This is a genomic window from Cytobacillus sp. IB215665, from assembly GCF_033963835.1.
GTDB lineage: Bacteria > Bacillota > Bacilli > Bacillales > SM2101 > Nanhaiella.
In genome coordinates, this window is sequence record NZ_JAXBME010000002.1 from 230,019 (window position 1) to 246,297 (window position 16,279).

The 16,279-nt window shown below is 33.6% G+C and carries 20 protein-coding genes and 1 other annotated feature; of the genes, 16 read left to right on the plus strand and 4 right to left on the minus strand.

Features of this window, described 5'->3' with window-relative positions:
* From SLH52_RS03065 to SLH52_RS03125, 13 genes are all read left to right on the plus strand, one after another.
* On the plus strand, window positions 1-387 hold the full coding sequence (locus SLH52_RS03065; RefSeq protein WP_320207825.1) for a hypothetical protein: 387 nt from the start codon (window positions 1-3) through the stop codon (window positions 385-387).
* Between the two features lies 1 nt (window position 388).
* A complete protein-coding gene (locus SLH52_RS03070) occupies window positions 389-787 on the plus strand; it encodes a hypothetical protein (RefSeq protein ID WP_320207826.1) in 399 nt (132 codons plus the stop codon).
* Between the two features lie 15 nt (window positions 788-802).
* Complete coding sequence (locus SLH52_RS03075) at window positions 803-1,501, plus strand: ABC transporter ATP-binding protein (RefSeq protein WP_320207827.1); 699 nt, start codon at window positions 803-805, stop codon at window positions 1,499-1,501.
* Between the two features lies 1 nt (window position 1,502).
* Window positions 1,503-2,186 (plus strand): heme exporter protein CcmB, encoded by a 684-nt coding sequence (locus tag SLH52_RS03080; protein WP_320207828.1) that lies wholly within the window; start codon window positions 1,503-1,505, stop codon window positions 2,184-2,186.
* 3 nt (window positions 2,187-2,189) lie between these two features.
* Window positions 2,190-2,927, plus strand: a complete 738-nt coding sequence (locus tag SLH52_RS03085) for a cytochrome c biogenesis protein (protein WP_413785483.1) — start codon at window positions 2,190-2,192, stop codon at window positions 2,925-2,927.
* Window positions 2,928-3,145: 218 nt separating this feature from the next.
* Complete coding sequence (locus tag SLH52_RS03090; protein ID WP_320207829.1) at window positions 3,146-3,274, plus strand: CcmD family protein; 129 nt, start codon at window positions 3,146-3,148, stop codon at window positions 3,272-3,274.
* A gap of 134 nt (window positions 3,275-3,408) precedes the next feature.
* On the plus strand, window positions 3,409-3,927 hold the full coding sequence (locus tag SLH52_RS03095) for a TlpA disulfide reductase family protein (RefSeq protein ID WP_320207830.1): 519 nt from the start codon (window positions 3,409-3,411) through the stop codon (window positions 3,925-3,927).
* Window positions 3,928-4,344: 417 nt separating this feature from the next.
* Window positions 4,345-5,055 carry an ABC transporter ATP-binding protein gene (locus SLH52_RS03100; protein ID WP_320207831.1) on the plus strand — a complete coding sequence of 237 codons (711 nt, stop codon included), beginning with the start codon at window positions 4,345-4,347 and terminating at the stop codon, window positions 5,053-5,055.
* Complete coding sequence (locus tag SLH52_RS03105; RefSeq protein ID WP_320207832.1) at window positions 5,052-5,816, plus strand: ABC transporter permease; 765 nt, start codon at window positions 5,052-5,054, stop codon at window positions 5,814-5,816. The genes SLH52_RS03100 and SLH52_RS03105 overlap by 4 nt, the downstream gene beginning before the upstream one ends.
* 325 nt (window positions 5,817-6,141) lie before the next feature.
* Window positions 6,142-6,684 (plus strand): PadR family transcriptional regulator, encoded by a 543-nt coding sequence (locus SLH52_RS03110; protein ID WP_320207833.1) that lies wholly within the window; start codon window positions 6,142-6,144, stop codon window positions 6,682-6,684.
* Between the two features lie 73 nt (window positions 6,685-6,757).
* Window positions 6,758-7,004 (plus strand) — a binding site (T-box leader).
* Window positions 7,005-7,191: 187 nt separating this feature from the next.
* Window positions 7,192-7,521: a hypothetical protein gene (locus SLH52_RS03115; RefSeq protein WP_320207834.1), complete on the plus strand. Its 330-nt coding sequence runs from the start codon at window positions 7,192-7,194 to the stop codon at window positions 7,519-7,521.
* Between the two features lie 12 nt (window positions 7,522-7,533).
* Complete coding sequence (gene argS, locus SLH52_RS03120; RefSeq protein WP_320207835.1) at window positions 7,534-9,222, plus strand: arginine--tRNA ligase; 1,689 nt, start codon at window positions 7,534-7,536, stop codon at window positions 9,220-9,222.
* Between the two features lie 486 nt (window positions 9,223-9,708).
* Window positions 9,709-9,837: a hypothetical protein gene (locus SLH52_RS03125; protein WP_320207836.1), complete on the plus strand. Its 129-nt coding sequence runs from the start codon at window positions 9,709-9,711 to the stop codon at window positions 9,835-9,837.
* A gap of 90 nt (window positions 9,838-9,927) precedes the next feature.
* Here the strand turns inward: SLH52_RS03125 and SLH52_RS03130 are convergent, their stop codons facing one another.
* The gene (locus tag SLH52_RS03130; protein WP_320207837.1) at window positions 9,928-10,350 is read right to left on the minus strand and encodes a DUF4064 domain-containing protein; all 423 of its coding nucleotides are present in this window, start codon (window positions 10,348-10,350) and stop codon (window positions 9,928-9,930) included.
* Between the two features lie 208 nt (window positions 10,351-10,558).
* On the opposite strand from SLH52_RS03130, the gene SLH52_RS03135 reads away from it, so the two are divergent.
* Both SLH52_RS03135 and SLH52_RS03140 read left to right on the plus strand, forming a co-directional pair.
* Complete coding sequence (locus tag SLH52_RS03135) at window positions 10,559-11,020, plus strand: DUF523 domain-containing protein (RefSeq protein ID WP_320207838.1); 462 nt, start codon at window positions 10,559-10,561, stop codon at window positions 11,018-11,020.
* A 742-nt stretch (window positions 11,021-11,762) separates the two neighbouring features.
* Window positions 11,763-12,104, plus strand: coding sequence for a DUF4349 domain-containing protein (locus SLH52_RS03140; RefSeq protein ID WP_320207839.1), 342 nt, complete (start codon window positions 11,763-11,765; stop codon window positions 12,102-12,104).
* 74 nt (window positions 12,105-12,178) lie between these two features.
* On the opposite strand, the gene sigK is transcribed toward SLH52_RS03140, so the two are convergent.
* The gene (gene sigK, locus SLH52_RS03145; RefSeq protein ID WP_214480356.1) at window positions 12,179-12,892 is read right to left on the minus strand and encodes an RNA polymerase sporulation sigma factor SigK; all 714 of its coding nucleotides are present in this window, start codon (window positions 12,890-12,892) and stop codon (window positions 12,179-12,181) included.
* 203 nt (window positions 12,893-13,095) lie between these two features.
* Here sigK and SLH52_RS03150 point away from each other — a divergent pair, with 203 nt between their 5' ends.
* A complete protein-coding gene (locus tag SLH52_RS03150; RefSeq protein WP_320207840.1) occupies window positions 13,096-14,886 on the plus strand; it encodes a M3 family oligoendopeptidase in 1,791 nt (596 codons plus the stop codon).
* Window positions 14,887-15,059: 173 nt separating this feature from the next.
* Here the strand turns inward: SLH52_RS03150 and SLH52_RS03155 are convergent, their stop codons facing one another.
* The gene (locus SLH52_RS03155; protein ID WP_320207841.1) at window positions 15,060-15,422 is read right to left on the minus strand and encodes a VOC family protein; all 363 of its coding nucleotides are present in this window, start codon (window positions 15,420-15,422) and stop codon (window positions 15,060-15,062) included.
* Between the two features lie 635 nt (window positions 15,423-16,057).
* Window positions 16,058-16,198 carry a sporulation histidine kinase inhibitor Sda gene (locus tag SLH52_RS03160; RefSeq protein WP_214480351.1) on the minus strand — a complete coding sequence of 47 codons (141 nt, stop codon included), beginning with the start codon at window positions 16,196-16,198 and terminating at the stop codon, window positions 16,058-16,060.
* Between the last annotated feature and the right edge of the window lie 81 nt (window positions 16,199-16,279).

Sequence of the window (16,279 nt, forward strand, 5' to 3'; positions counted from 1 at the left end):
ATGGATCTAGTCTCAATTATAACAGCCACATTATTAGTAGGAGTTTGTAGTTATTTAGTAATATCTCCACTGCTCTCAAAAAAGAATGTAACTTTTCATGAAAGCATGATAGATGAAGTAGATACCATAAAAAAAGAAGAAATATTTGCGACACTAAATGAACTCGAAATGGATTATAACATGCAAAAATTATCGACAGAAGATTATGAGAAATTAAAAAGTAACTATGAAAAAATGCTTCTTCCTATTATGGCGGAGGAAACAATAGTAGACGATGTTAATGTTGCTCATACAATAAAGAATATTCCTAAGCAAGTTAAAAAGGATATAGAAAATGAAATAGCTAATGAACTTGATCAAGTGAGAAAACAGCGGGGAGGGAAGTAAAGTGAAAAGCATATTTATTATGAGTGCTGCAGTCACACAAACTTCTCCAAGCTTTCATAATCCAGGACATTTACGAATGTGGTTTGACTCACCATTAAGACAATTTAACCCACATATTTTATTAATTGTTCTTGGTGTAATCATAATAGGGGGCGGGCTGTTTTTCATTTACTTTCGTCAAAAAAACCAGCGTGGGCAAATTTCTTTAACCGAGGATAAAGAGGAGAAGATTTTTCAACAATTGCTTGGAAAGCGCGATGCAATTATGACGAAAATGATAGATTTAGAAGATGAACTTAAAGCAGGAAAAATATCTGAAGATAAGTTTCATGAACAGTTTAATGCTTATAAAGATATGTTAATTCAAGTGAAAATTAATATAAAACAAATGACTGAATAGATTGGGGGGATCTGCGTGATAAAAACATCTTTGCTAACGAAAAAGATAGGGGAGAAAGAGATTCTACGTGGAGTCAATCTATCAGTAAAAGAAGGAGAAACGATCGCTTTACTAGGTCCTAATGGAGCTGGGAAAAGTACCGTATTAAAAATAATTAGTGGATTAATGGATGCGACATCTGGTGAAGTGTTGATAAATAATTTGAAGCTAAAAGCGAACGAAGAGGTTATTAAGACAAAAATAGGATTCTTATCACATAGCAGTTTCTTATATGAACACTTGTCGCCGATTGAAAATCTAGTTTATTACGGGAAGCTCTATAATGTAGAAGATATTGAGATAAGAGCAAAAGAACTCGCTTCTATGGTAGGTTTAAGCTTATTTATGCACGAGCCTGTTCGCTCATTTTCAAGAGGAATGCTACAAAGAATTGCGATTGCTAGAGCGATTATTCATTCACCTAGTATTCTACTTCTAGATGAACCACATACTGGTTTAGATCAACGGGCAGTTTCAATTTTAAATAATGTTATTTTGCAATTGAAGCGGGAAGGTACAACTATAATTATGGTTACACATGATTTCCATCAACTCATAGAAACATGTGATAAAGCAATCGTGATGAAACAAGGATTGTTAATTGGTGATTTTGCTATTTCAGGTGCAAAAAATGTGAAAGAAATTAATGAAACATATGCAGGAATGGTGAGTTAACATGATTAAACTATTAAAATCTGCATGGATAATCGCTTGGAAAGATATATATTCTGAGTGGAAAACAAAACAACTATTAAGTACTATGTTAATCTTTTCAGGTCTTGTTATTGTGACCTTTAGCTTTGCATTTGACCCTACGAGTAATGCTGTCAAAGCAGTGGTACCTGGAATGGTATGGGTCATTACTATCTTTTCTGGAATATTAGGGTTAAACCGCTCATTTTTAGCTGAAAAAAATCAAGATAGCTTACATGGAATGATTATTGCACCTATTGATCCTTCAAGTATTTATTTTGGCAAAATGCTCGCTAACTTCATTTTTGTGCTATTAGTTCAATTGATTTCTATACCATTATTATTTATCTTATTTGATTTTCGCTTACTAGGAAACGTTCCCTTATTTTTAGGAGTTATCTTTTTAGGAACTTTTGGTTTTATAAGCGTTGGTACATTTTTAGCTGCATTAACTGCTAATTCAAGGAGTAGTGAAATGCTATTACCGATTGTCTTATTTCCTATAGTTAGTCCGATTATTATTGCAGCTGTGCAGGCAACAAAAATATTGCTAGTTAATCTTGAGAATTTATCAAGTGCTATATCGTGGATGCAATTGATGATTGGTTATGATCTTGTATTTTTTGTTATTTGTTTCTTATTATTTGAATATGTGATGGAGGTGTAAAGCATGACAAAGAATAATGTGGTTTGGCAAACAGAATCAAAAATTCATAAAATGCTTCTTTGGTTAACAATTCCAATAGGTGTAGTAACAATGTTTTTAATATTTATATGGTCTCCAGTTGAAGTTTCGATGGGCGTCGTACAGAAAATATTTTATTTTCATGTAGGGTCAGCTTGGGTTGCATTTTTGGCTTTTGGAGTCGTGTTTGTTTATAGTATTTTATACCTTTTAAAAAGGAAGAGAATTTATGATATTATTGCAGGAATTTCGGCTGAAATTGGTGTGATTTTTACAACTATCGTCTTAACAACTGGACCTATTTGGGGACGAAGTGCATGGAATACTTGGTGGACTTGGGAGCCTAGATTAACAACGACATTGATTTTATGGTTTATTTATGTATCTTATATTATGATTCGCCATATGGACGGGGCTTGGGAAAAGAAAGCAAGATTAGCCTCAGTTTTTGGAATTATTGGTTTTATTGACGTTCCAATCGTATTTATGGCAATACGCTGGTGGAACTCAAAGCTTCACCCAATCGTGTTTGGTGATGGGCCGACACAACAGGGAGGTGGAATTGAGCCTGAAATGTTATTCACATTGCTATTTACGCTAGGTTTTATTACTTTGTTGTATATTGTTTTACTCCAAAAAGGTATTTATATAGAAAAAGCAAAAATTGCGATCGTTCAAAATAAGAAAGATGTTCAAGAGAAGTTAATAAATAAAATTTCATAAAAGGTTGTAACGAAAAAATATCGTAGCATAAGTAGGAACTAGAAGTGATAGATCACAGAATCCAAATTCACTAGACAATGTTGAACTATTGCAGAGGCGCCTATTTCCTATTGGTTGTAGGATAGGCGATATAAATAAACTAGTAAAATACAGTCGGAGCTAAAGGTGCTATGCGTACGATGGAAAAATAAATAAACACTAACGAGGAGGAACTGAATATGGGTTATTTATTTAGTGCATACACAATTGCATGGATCTTGATTGCTGGATATGTAGTTGTGCTTGGGAAACGACAAAGAAAACTTGAAAAAGAATTAGACTATATACAAGAGTTAGAGAAGCAATAAGCTTGTTCTAGTAAACTGCAACATTATTATTGAATTAACAGTACACGTGCTTATTGATTGTGCTGTTAACTATATTCATCAACTGGTAGAACGTAATTCTTAATGATGATAAATCCAGTTAGAGGATGATTTTTATGAACAAAAGAAGAATGATTCAAACCATAGTGCTATCCTTGGTGGCAGCCGTATTTTTCTTTTTAGTCTCAGGAATACAAGGAGTCAAAGGAGTTAAGGTTGGTGACCTAGCTTATGATTTCACACTAGAGGATTTAGATGGAGGTACTCATACTTTATCTGACTATCGGGGGCAATTTGTTGTACTAAATTTTTTCGCTACATGGTGTAAGCCTTGTGTAGATGAAGAGCCTGAGCTAGAAGCCTTTCATCAACAATATGGTGATAAGTATAAGCTTCTTATTATCGATCGTGGAGAGCCCAAAAGTCGTGTTGAAAAATTTATAAAAGAACATAATTCAACAACACTGTATTTATTTGATACTGATGATAAAGTCTCAAAAAATTATTTAGTAGTTGGCCAACCTGAAACTTTTATCATTGATCCAAGCGGCATTATACGAGAAAGAATAGTTGGTCCAACGACAGCAGAAACTTTAGCAGGGAAAATTAGTTTGTTAAAATTAAATGGAAAATAAGCCACAGCCGAATTGCTGTGGCTTATCTTTTGTAGGACTTCAATATTTAACTAGATGCTCGTTATAACTTTTCTATTAACAAATAGCAATCAACTGTTCGATTTTGTTAAATATAGCAATAAAGTTTTCGAAAAGGTTTTGCTATTAATACGTTTAAACTATTTTGCTACCTTAGCTAACTGTCGGATTTACACAATATTTTGCCAAGAAATGATTAACTATCTTAACCACCTCATTGAAAATTTATAACAAACAAAAATATCCAATAGTGTAAAAAATATCTTTACAATTATTTACGTATGAGATATGATGAATTTGTATAAAATATACTCAACGTTGATTAAACAATATTGAAAATAACCTTATTTTTTTATCGGCATATTCAATGTTGAGTAAACAATGAAAGAGGTGTGTGATATGTCAAAAACTTTAATAAGAGTTAATGAACTTTCTAAGTTGTACAATGAAAGATCAGTTGTTAATAATGTGTCATTTGATGTGAAAGACCATGAAGTTCTTGCGATTATTGGGCCGAATGGAGCGGGGAAATCGACAACATTGGAAATGGTGTTGGGCCTTCGTAAGCCTAGTGAAGGTATGATTCAATTTTGGCGGGAAGATTATAAGAGTGGTATTGGTGTACAGCTGCAAGTAACTTCCTTCTTCCCAGGTTTAAGTGCACTAGAAAATCTTAGGTTGTTTGCGGCATTTTATAAAAAGTCACTTCACCGAGAGGAAGCAACACAGTTATTAAAACAATGTGGACTTGAGGAGGTTGCAAACGTAGATGCTTTAAAATTATCAGGAGGTCAACAAAAGCGACTATCAATTGCTATTTCATTAGTACACAATCCTGTAGTCGTATTTCTAGACGAACCAACGGCAGCGCTTGATCCTCAAGCTCGTCGTGACATCCATGAAATTGTGAGACAGCTTAAAGATAAAGGGACTTCGGTAGTTATTACAACTCATGATATGGATGAAGTAATGAAAGTTGCTAATCGTGTCCTTTTAATGAAAGAAGGTGTAATAATAGAAGCAGGGTCACCGGAAGAACTCTGTAACAAGTATGGGTATGCAAGTTTAGAGGAAGTATACTTACATGTAACGAATGGGGGTATAAAATGATTATTCGAGCAATATTTATTACAACTATTAGGGATAAAATTTCGTTGTTTTATGCAGCAATTTTTCCAATCATATTAATGATTGGAGTTGGCATATTTGTTGATTCAGTATCATATTATCCGCAGCTCGTTACTGCCGTTCTTGCAATTAGCACTCTTTTTTGGGGTGTGCAAGGAACTGCGTTTCAAGTGTTCGGACAACGAAATAAAGGTGTCTATAAAATGTTAAAGGTGACACCTTATAAAACACTGTATTTTATCATAATGAATGCTATTGTTAGAGCTTTATTAGGTATTGCGATAAACTTACTCGTTTTAATTGTTGGAGTCATTTATTTTGATTTACAAATCTCTATTATAGGTACGATACAATTAATCGGGATATTAGCAATAGGAACGAGTTGTTTTTCTTGTTTAGGCATATTCATTTCTAATTTAGCAAAGAATGAAGGACAGATTAATATGCTTGCTAACCTCATTCAAATACCTATGGTATTTTGTAGCCAATCATTTTATAGCCTTGAACAAGCACCAAGTTGGATTAAGGTTATCGGAGAAATACTCCCATTTGAGTATTTTGCCAGATTGATATCAGGTTCCCTATTTGCAAGTATAAATGGTATGGTAGTCTCCCTGCTTATCCTTGTATGCTTCACACTTGGATTTCTCTTGTTAGGAGTATTTACTTTTAAGTGGGAAGTTGATCAGCCCGTATTGTCAGTCTTGAAAGGTACTAGATTTGTAAATAAAACAACTAACTAAACGTCGGTAGTAAGTATGATACTCATGTATATTATTAACAAGCAAAATGAAATCATAGGCACGAGCTACTATACCATGACACTGGAGTTAATCCAATGCTTATATGTGGTTTAGTGCTTAAATGTTAGATGCTGTACCAGAAGCCTAATGCTTTGCTAAGGACTAGCATCACCCTATGAGATCGCTTTCTTCATTCATCCTTCATCAAATAACCAAGGTAATGTACATTTCTTAGCAACCACTATGGTCTTTACTCCACAATAATAGTAGTGATATAGTAATGATAATTTAATCAACGTTGTTTAATTAGATTTGAGGTGTGAAAGTGACGCGTTTAATGGTATTAGGAATTTTAAGAATGAAAGCAATGTCAGGATACGAAATTCAACAAGTCCTACAAATATCTCAGACAGATGCTTGGGCAGGTGTGTTACCAGGATCGATTTATCACGCGTTAAAGAAGATGGAAAAGGAAGAACTCGTTGAAATTGCCTCGCTTGAGCAAACTGGTAATCGAACAAAAGCCATATATAAGATTACCGACAAAGGGCATAATGAATTTCAAAGTTTATTAATCGAATCGTTTGCTACGTCATCAGTTATTTTACCTACTACGTTGTATACGGGGTTAATATTTGCTGAGTCTAGTGCAAGCAAACAAGTCATTAGGGCAATTGATGAGCAAAAAGAGTTATTAACAAAGCAACTTTCAGCTTTAAGAGAAGGAGAAGAACATAAGGAGAAAGCAATGGGTGAACTATCTCCGATTACTAAAGCCACATTTGAAAGCATTTATTCTCAGTACGAATTACAACTAGCATTTTTAGATAAAATACAAAACATTTTACAACATGATGTTGAAAAGTAAATGGGAATATATAAATTTATGGAATAAATAACCTTGAAATATTTCTAAACTTTATTTATAATTTGTAAAAATAATACATTCGTTGAAGAAGACAGTAATTTTGAATATACGTGTAGCGAGTTAGGGGTGGTGAAAGCCTAATCGATTATTCATAATGAAACGTACTTCGGAGAAGCAGTCTGAAAAAGTACTAGCGTTATTTTTATTTAAATAACCTTGTACAAGTAGGGTATGCCGGTGAATCAACCGTTATCAATGAAATTAAGATGGTTCAATTTGAACAATTAGAGTGGTACCGCGGGGAAAATCTCGTCTCTTTTAGAGGCGGGATTTTTTTAGTTTTATCAGAAGGGGTGTACCAAATAAAAAAGGCAATTCATATTTTTCCTGCTATTAAAAATGAAGCTACAAGAGTTTTGTAAAGAATATGATCAGCTTTAGTTACTTAATCAACCGCACATTACTCTATGTATACCTTTTTGAAAGCACGATTTCACATTCCAGAGTATGGACAGTAAAAGCAAAGAATTGGACTGTAAACGTACGAGTATGGACTGTAAAAGTAGAGAATTGGACAGTAAATCTACGAGTATGGACAGTAAAAGCAGAGAATTGGACAGTAAACGTATGAGTATGGACAGTAAAAGCAGAGAATTGGACAGTAAATCTCCGAGTATGGACAGTAAAAGCAGTAATTTGGACTGTAAACGTACGAGTATGGACAGTAAAAGCAAAGAATTGGACTGTAAAAGCAGTGATTTTGACAGTAAACGTATGAGTATGGACAGTAAAAGTAGAGAATTGGACAGTAAACGTACCGATGGAAATAACAGATAGGAGATGAAGAATATGAATTATTTAGCAATATATGCTAATGAAATATCACAAGTTTTAAAGGAAGTTTTAACTTTTGAAGAGACGTTACAATTGATTGAAAGACCAAAGTTTCATACTCAGGGTGATATTGCTTTTCCATGCTTTTCGTTAGCCAAAAAGCTTCGAAAATCTCCAAACCATATTGCTAAAGAAATAGCCGAACAGATTAGCCATTCATTATTTGATAAAGTTGTAGCTGATGGTCCATATGTAAATGTTTTTTTGAATAAAAAGGAAGTTAGTAAAGAAGTAATGACTACAATCCTTAAGCAAGGTAACCATTTCGGAGCTTTAAATATCGGAAATGGTGAAAATGTTGTTATTGATTTTTCTTCCCCAAATATCGCTAAGCCATTTTCTATGGGACATTTAAGATCAACAGTTATAGGGAATTCACTGGCACTTATAGCAGAAAAATGTGGATTTCAATCTATTAAAGTTAATCATCTAGGTGATTGGGGTACTCAATTTGGTAAATTAATAGTTGCTTATAAATACTGGGGAAATGAAGAGAAAGTAAAAGAGAATCCAATTAAACAGTTATTGGCATTGTACGTCAAATTTCATGATGAAGCTGAAAAAGATAAACACTTGGAAGATGAAGCAAGAAAGTGGTTCAAGAAACTTGAAGATGGAGATGAACATGCAATTGAGTTATGGAAATGGTTCCGCGATGAATCACTAAAAGAATTTTCGAGTATTTATAATTTACTAGGTATCAAGTTTGATTCTTATCATGGCGAAGCTTTTTACAATGATAAAATGGAAGAAACGCTGAACCTACTTGTGAAATCAGGGTTACTTTCTGAATCAGAAGGTGCAGATGTGGTTGATCTAAGTGAGTATAATTATCCACCATGTTTAATTAAAAAATCTGACGGTGCAACTCTATATGCAACGAGAGATTTAACAGCTGCTATATATAGAAAAGAAACGTATCAGTTTAGCAAGGCATTGTATGTTGTTGGTCATGAACAAAGTCTTCATTTTAATCAAGTATTTGCTGTTTTAAAAAAGTTAGATTTTACATGGGCTAATAATCTCGTTCACATACCATTTGGCTTTATTTTAAAAGATGGTAAAAAAATGTCGACGAGAAAAGGAAAAGTTGTTCTACTTGAGGAGGTTATAAATGAAACAATCAGTCTAGCTAAACACAGTATAGAAATAAAAAATCCAAAACTAATAAATAAAGACGAAGTAGCAAAAATGATTGCTATCGGTTCACTTATTTTTCACGATTTAAAAAATGAACGATTAAATAATGTAGAGTTCTCATTGGAAGAAATGTTAAAGTTTGAAGGGGAGACAGGGCCGTACGTCCAATACACTCATGCAAGAGCTAACTCGTTGTTAAGAAAATCGGGACAAGAACAGATACACAATATAGAAGGTTTAGCTGATGAACTTAGTTGGTCAGTCATTAAATTGTTAATAGACTTTCCAAATGTAATTAAGAGAAGCTATGAAAAATTTGAACCATCCCAAATTGCAAAATACCTCATTGACCTTGCACAAGAATTTAATAAATATTACGGTAATGTGAAGGTATTAGTCAAAGATAGCGAGCTAACTTCTCGACTTGGATTGGTAACTGCAGTAATGGTCGTTTTACAAGAAGGCTTAAGGTTGTTGGGGATTGAAGCTCCAGAGGAGATGTAATGATTGTAGAACTGTTAACTCCGTAATAAAAATACTAAGATTCATTATTTTGGTTATGGGAACTCATAAACAACACGTTTACAACTTGCATTCGGGGCTTTACAGTCGCTTATAACATATAGATCGACTGTTTTCACATCGATTGTTGCTTTTCAGGAGATACACGACATGTACAACTATCATTTGTGGCATCTTTTCTTCTATACAACGATGAGAATAACTTTAATTCCCATTTGTTAGAGAAATTCATAAGTCTACGAGAAAAGTATGAATTATATAGCAGAAGAGTGTTCGAATCGAGCTTTAGAAACTAACAGATTATAGATGGTATATATTGTCAGTAGTAGTGAGCACAAAATTTTAGGTTTCACGCTCTCTCTTTATACTAGCTGTCTTAGTATTATTGTATATAACAAAAATGCTGATAAAAATCAGTAACAAAACTTTCACAGTTACTAAATTTATTAAAGTTAAATATATGGTAAATTGAATATAGAGATATTGGATCATTCTTTCACAAAGGGGAGTGAGCGCATGTTTGCAATCGTGATGGGCATAACGATTACCGTTGTTATCGGCATAGTAATTGGTACTGAAGTTAGTGAAGAAATTTAATATAAAAAAGAAAAGAATTAGGTGTTCACACCTAATTCTTTCTTTTTAAATGGAAGTCGGCCATAAGCTAAAAATCGATTTCATCATTTCTTAATCGTATATGTTTTGCTTCGGCTTACGTACTAAACTCATAATCCCTGCAATTAAGAACAGTAGAGCGATTGGCCATGCAAATAACACAGTCATTAAGGCGACTAATAATGCAGCAATAATTAATAAAGTCCCAGCAAGCTTTGGCTTATTATTTCCTTTTAAACAAAAGGCTGCAATGATACTTAATACTAAACCAATCATACCGGCAGCTACAACAATCCATCCAGTATTACCTATAATTTCCATCAATTCTGCGATATTGAATGTAGCAAGCTGAGGGTCAGTAGCAAATTGTGCCTCTAACTCCTGTAAAAATGCTTCATTGGTCATTAAATAAGTAAATGCCCCTCCTATAATTGCTAAAAAGCCACTAAGTACGGCTCCGATTATACTTAAAACTATTTCTCCTGTTCGCTTCACTAGTAGGTTCCCCCTTATTGTTATCAATTATAAATACGAGCATATTTACGTAAAGTTTCAGTTAACTATAACACTTTTTCATATATTTATAAATTACAACCTCTACAGTATAAATATTGATATGTGTTATCACTTTCAAAATCATTACAAGTTCATGTGGTAAAATAAATAGTAAAGATGAACATAATCATAGGGAGGCCTCATATCAATGATATTAGTAAGCGCTTGTTTAGCAGGAAATGAGTGTCGTTATGATGGAAATCATAGTTTGCATAATATAATAAAAGATCTAGTTGATAAGAAAAAGGCCATAGCGGTATGTCCAGAAGTGTTAGGAGGCTTAGCTACTCCTAGAGAACCAGCTGAAATTGTCGGTGGCTCTGGCAAAGATGTTCTTAGTGGAGCAGCAAAAGTACTATCAATTTCAGGACAGGATGTTACTGAACAATTTATAAAGGGTGCTTACGATACGTTAAAAATCGCTAAACAATATAAAGCATCTACTGTAGTCTTGAAGGAAAATAGCCCTTCTTGTGGTTCCACACACATTTACAATGGAGATTTTAATGGGATGAAAATAGCTGGTAATGGAGTCACAGCTGCATTGTTAGAAAGCCACGGATTCAAAGTCGTTTCAGAAAACAACTTCGGTGAACTACTCAATCAGTGATTAGAACTTGCTTTAGAGATGTAGCCTAGTATACTTTTTTTGAAACTATTTGTGCTAATTTAGAACACCTGATGTATGATACAGCTATAATCGTTATAAAAAATGAAATATATCCTCAATGCTCGTTATAGCGCTACTATCATAGTAATCAACGCGAAAACAACCTTTTCAGATATATAAATGTAACAAAATGGTTAGAAAAATCGTTTATCCTTTTAATAGGTTGTTTATTAATAGCTCGTTGTTTTTCTTAGGCTGTTTTCGCATTGACTGTTGTTTCGTTCTTAAATATAGGCACGTATGCATCTAAAGTTCGTAGCATCTTTTCTTCTAAAAAGTCTAGAAATCATATCAAATACAAGTTACTCAAATGTAAGTGAAAAAGGTACAAATTTTATGAAAATAGCCTTTTCTTAAAAAGTTAAAAACACTAATACAACTAGATTTCGGTTTGCTTTCTTTAAAACAATGTAAACCTAACACCACTACTTCCTCATAGTTTTTTTATTTAGATAACAACAAAATTTACGAAAATAGTCTAACAGGTGAGGGTTGTAGTCTTGAAGCATATATTGAAAAGGCTTTGTATGTTTGTTTTTATCAATATACTATTATTTGGTTGTAGCTCGTACAATGAAGGTAAAGCAAGTTTATCAAATGAAAATAAAACTGAAGTAGCAATGAATTTGCCACATCAGAAGAATCTGCACCAAACGAAACAGAGATAACAAATAATGACAGAATGGTTATTAATCAAGCTAATATAAGGATGGAAGTGGAGGATTATGAACGAAAGTATAAGCAAATTCAAATTGATGCTGAAGCTATCGGGGGTTATATCGTTCAATCAAATGTGCATAACGAACAGAAAGAACAGCTTGAAGGTGCAGTAGTAATACGGATTCCTCAAAAAAATTTTTACCCATTTCTAGATAAGCTTGAGCAATTAAGCGTGAAAGTTTATTCAAAAGATATTTCTGGCGAAGATGTGACAGTAGAATGTGTCGACTTACAATCAAGATTAAAGTCAAAAAATTGTAGAGGAAAGATATATAGAAAACTACAAAAAGATAAACAAGGATAATTTCAGTTGCAAGGACAACGAAAATATTACTCTATAGTTGCTGGCTTATCAAACGTGTAATAAATTTCGTTGTTTTATTTCCTCCCTCTTTCTTTTTCAGCTCGATAAAATTCATGGAACATTTTCATTAATGCTCTTTTTTCAATACGAGAAACATAGCTTCGCGATATACCTAATTCTTTTGCAATTTCCCGTTGGGTTTTTTCTTTTTTTAGATCTAGACCAAAACGTCCAATAATGACTTCTCTTTCTCGTTCATCAAGTATATCAATATATTCTTTAATCTTTTCTAACTCCATGTTTAATTGAATCGTTTCAATAACGTCTTCGGCTTCTGATTTTAATACATCAATCAAACTAATCTCATTTCCTTCTTTATCTTGCCCGATTGGATCATGAAGTGAGACATCTTTTTTAGTTTTTTTCAAAGCTCTTAAATGCATAAGTATCTCGTTTTCAATACATCTAGCTGCATATGTCGCAAGTTTTGTGCCTTTTCCTGAAGAGTAACTCTCGATTGCTTTAATTAAACCTATCGTACCGATGGATATTAAATCTTCTGCATCTTCACCGGTGTTTTCAAATTTTTTCACAATATGTGCAACTAAACGTAAGTTATGTTCAATTAATATGTTTCTTGCATGTTCGTCACCATTCGCCATGAGCTGTAAATATTTCTTTTCTTCAGAGGGAGACAACGGTTGTGGAAAGGCATTGTTTTTTACATGTGATACTAAAAAAACTAACTCCTTTATGAAATAACCTAATGCAGATAAAATTTCTGTCACCCAATCACCTCCACATTCATTCTCTAGGCAAAAGCCTATTAATAATTCTTATGAGCGTGTTGTGGATTTTGTGTCTGTCCCAGCAAAAAAGGCAATTTAAACAATAATAAATCCTATCAGTATCGAATTAAGTTATTTGAATTTTTTTATAGAATAAAATAATATGAAGATATAATAATTTTATAGAGGAGAGATATGTCAGAATGAATAATGCTTATTTAGATACATGGGACTTAGAGTCTATTTTTAAAGGTGGAAGTGATTCTGAGGACTTACAAAATTATATTGAACAAATTGAAGTAAATATGAAGGAGTTTCAAAATGCCGTACAAACATTTGAATCACCAACTGGTGGGAATGATGTAGAGGGTTTACATAATCTTATTCATCTCTTTCAATTAGTTGCAAAGAAAATTAGACAGACGGGTGCATTTGTTAGTTGTCTTCAGGCACAAGATACTTCTGATTTGAAAGCTAACATATTACGTGGGAAAATTACACAATTGAATGCAGCTTTTGCAACGATTACTACACACTTTGATGAACATCTTGTGTCAATAAGTGATGAAGTGTGGGGTCCATTACTAATAGATCCTTTATTAGCAGAACTGTCATATGTATTAACTGAACGCAGGCAACGTGCAAGTGAAAAGCTACCAATTGAACAAGAAGAGCTTATAAATTCTTTATCTGTTGACGGTTATCACTCTTGGGGACAAATGTATAATCTAACTGTTGGTAAGATGAAAATCCCATTTGAAGTGGATGGGAAACTCCAAGATTTATCAATAGGTCAAGCTGCTAATCAATTTTCAAGTAAGGATAAAGATACAAGGGACAGTATGTTTGAAAAATGGGAGCAAGCTTGGGGAGAGCAAGCTGATTTTTATAGCGAAATATTAAATCATTTAGGAGGTTTTCGCTTACAAGTATACAACAAAAGAGGTTGGGATGATGTCTTAAAAGAACCACTCGACATTAATCGTATGAGTAAACAAACATTGGATACGATGTGGTCAGTTATCACAGATCATAAGCAACCATTTGTTGACTATTTAAATAGAAAAGCAAAACTGTTAAATGTAGAAAAACTAAGCTGGAGTGATTTGGATGCACCTGTTGGTAAAGCTGACTCGACAGTTACTTATCAAGATGGCGCAGAGTTCATCTTAAAACAATTTGGCTTATTTGGGGAACAAATTACTGATTTCACACAAAAAGCATTTAACAATAGATGGATCGAAGCAGAAGACCGACCAGGAAAACGACCAGGTGGCTTTTGCACAAGTTTTCCTGATAGTGATGAATCTCGCATTTTTATGACTTTCTCTGGTACACCATCAAATGTATCAACTCTGGCACACGAGCTAGGACATGCTTTCCATCAACATGCGATGGGTGATGTACATCCACTAAATCAAAGTTATGCAATGAATGTTGCTGAGACAGCATCAACCTTTGCTGAAATGATTGTGGCAGATGCAGCAGTGCAGCAGGCAAGCTCAAAGGAAGAAAAGATAGCTTTACTTGAGGATAAAATCCAGCGAAGCGTAGCCTTTTATATGAATATACATGCTAGATTTATGTTTGAAACTGCGTTTTACGAAGAGCGTAAAAAGGGTATGGTTAGTACAAAACGACTAAATGAACTAATGCTTGATGCACAAAAAGAAGCTTACTGTGACTCATTAGAGCAATACCATCCGCATTTTTGGGCATCTAAGCTACATTTTTATATTACAGGAGTGCCATTTTATAATTTCCCATATACATTTGGTTATTTATTCTCACTTGGAATTTATAAAAAATCTCAAGAAGAAGGCAAAGAATTTGAAGAAAAGTATATCGCTCTTTTACAAGATACAGCAAGGATGACTGTTGAAGAGTTGGCACATAAACACTTAGGAATTGATTTGACACAAAGAGATTTTTGGGAACAAGCAGTAAAACTCTCTATTGAAGATGTCAAGCAATTTATGGAATTAACTGAATAACAGAGAGATTTAGTCGAACCTGTACGAGTTGAATTTGGGTGTAGAACGAGAGAAACCAATCATTCCTCATCGTAATATAATCACCAAGCGAATTTTCATCAACAAAGAGCTTAAGGAAATCCCTAAGCTCTTTGTTTTTTTCATCTAATTACTAAAATGACTTATAAAGGAACCTAAATTTGTTGAATCATCTCTACTCTGTTTCCGAACGGGTCTCTAAACTCAAAACGCTCAAAATTTGGAATAGGTACTCCTTCAATTATCTTAATATTATTTTGTTCTAACACATTTCGCCAGTAGGATATATTCTCTACTTGATAAGCTATATGAGCCTTTGTTGATAAGCGGTCAAACCCATCTTCTGTACCTATATGTACATCTCTATCTCCTACTGTTACCCAAAACCCTCCACGTCCTTTTAACGATTCAGGCTTTTCTTTCTCAGGTAAACCGAGAATCCCGCAATAAAAGTTTTTCCCTTCTTCTTCAGACCCATTAGGAATAGTTATCTGAGCGTGATGTAAACCAAGGATCATTAAACCCACTCCCAGTATTATTGAAAATTATTTTTTTACAACTATATAATCTTTGAAGTAGCTAAATTCTCTTTTATTGTATTAATCGAAGTACGATTAGTAAAATATTGATTATTTATGTTCTTTGATAAGTATTACTTATTGTCGTGATTTTCTTTAAACCATTCAAAAGCTTTTAATTGTATGCCTTTAACATTTTCTGGTTACTGTGTAAGATTACATTCATTGAGGTGGAGGATATTACTTAAGGCTCTTTTCGTATTTTTTTGCTTTTTTACACTTACATTTGAGCAAGTAGCTGATGTGTTGTATATGACACCTATAGTCTATAGAAAAGAAAAAATGTCCCTAGTTGTGCACGTGTTAATTCCTAAATAGGAAAACAACAATCAATGTGAAAACAGCCTATTATAAAGAGCAACAATTTAAAGTTTGCAAAAAAAAGCAAAGAGAGAGGATATTAGCAAGAAGTCCTGTCCTAGCTAGATTTTATAGGGATGTCAACTGCCAAGAATGTATATGAGCCATTAATCAGATATTCCCTTATTGAGAAATCCTACTGTTTACACAGCTTCAAATCCCTACTTTCCAAGAAAGCGTTGTGGTTCAACTAAGGCCTAGGAGTTTGCTCGCTCTTATGAGGGTATTTTTATTTTGTTGTTCAATGACCTACGATTTATTTCGAGTTTAATTAAATGGATAAATTCATTGCTAAGTTTAAGGTCCATCGCTTTAAAATAGGATTGAATTAAAAGTTCATCTGATAATCGTTTCATATCAGCTGCCAAATTGGCATGTCACCTCCTAAACAAGTAATCTTTTTCAGGCTCTTTTTGTAAACTTTAGCCTAGTAAAAC

Excerpts from the sequence above, each read along its gene's own strand:
- SLH52_RS03065 (WP_320207825.1), top strand. The coding sequence starts at position 1 with ATGGATCTAGTCTCAATTATAACAGCCACATTATTAGTAGGAGTTTGT.
- SLH52_RS03080 (WP_320207828.1), top strand. The coding sequence starts at position 1,503 with ATGATTAAACTATTAAAATCTGCATGGATAATCGCTTGGAAAGATATA.
- SLH52_RS03085 (WP_413785483.1), top strand. The coding sequence starts at position 2,190 with ATGACAAAGAATAATGTGGTTTGGCAAACAGAATCAAAAATTCATAAA.
- SLH52_RS03090 (WP_320207829.1), top strand. The coding sequence starts at position 3,146 with ATGGGTTATTTATTTAGTGCATACACAATTGCATGGATCTTGATTGCT.
- SLH52_RS03095 (WP_320207830.1), top strand. The coding sequence starts at position 3,409 with ATGAACAAAAGAAGAATGATTCAAACCATAGTGCTATCCTTGGTGGCA.
- SLH52_RS03100 (WP_320207831.1), top strand. The coding sequence starts at position 4,345 with ATGTCAAAAACTTTAATAAGAGTTAATGAACTTTCTAAGTTGTACAAT.
- SLH52_RS03105 (WP_320207832.1), top strand. The coding sequence starts at position 5,052 with ATGATTATTCGAGCAATATTTATTACAACTATTAGGGATAAAATTTCG.
- SLH52_RS03115 (WP_320207834.1), top strand. The coding sequence starts at position 7,192 with ATGGACAGTAAAAGCAAAGAATTGGACTGTAAACGTACGAGTATGGAC.
- argS (WP_320207835.1), top strand. The coding sequence starts at position 7,534 with ATGAATTATTTAGCAATATATGCTAATGAAATATCACAAGTTTTAAAG.
- SLH52_RS03135 (WP_320207838.1), top strand. The coding sequence starts at position 10,559 with ATGATATTAGTAAGCGCTTGTTTAGCAGGAAATGAGTGTCGTTATGAT.
- SLH52_RS03140 (WP_320207839.1), top strand. The coding sequence starts at position 11,763 with ATGGTTATTAATCAAGCTAATATAAGGATGGAAGTGGAGGATTATGAA.
- SLH52_RS03150 (WP_320207840.1), top strand. The coding sequence starts at position 13,096 with ATGAATAATGCTTATTTAGATACATGGGACTTAGAGTCTATTTTTAAA.
- SLH52_RS03155 (WP_320207841.1), bottom strand. The coding sequence starts at position 15,422 with ATGATCCTTGGTTTACATCACGCTCAGATAACTATTCCTAATGGGTCT.
- SLH52_RS03160 (WP_214480351.1), bottom strand. The coding sequence starts at position 16,198 with ATGAAACGATTATCAGATGAACTTTTAATTCAATCCTATTTTAAAGCG.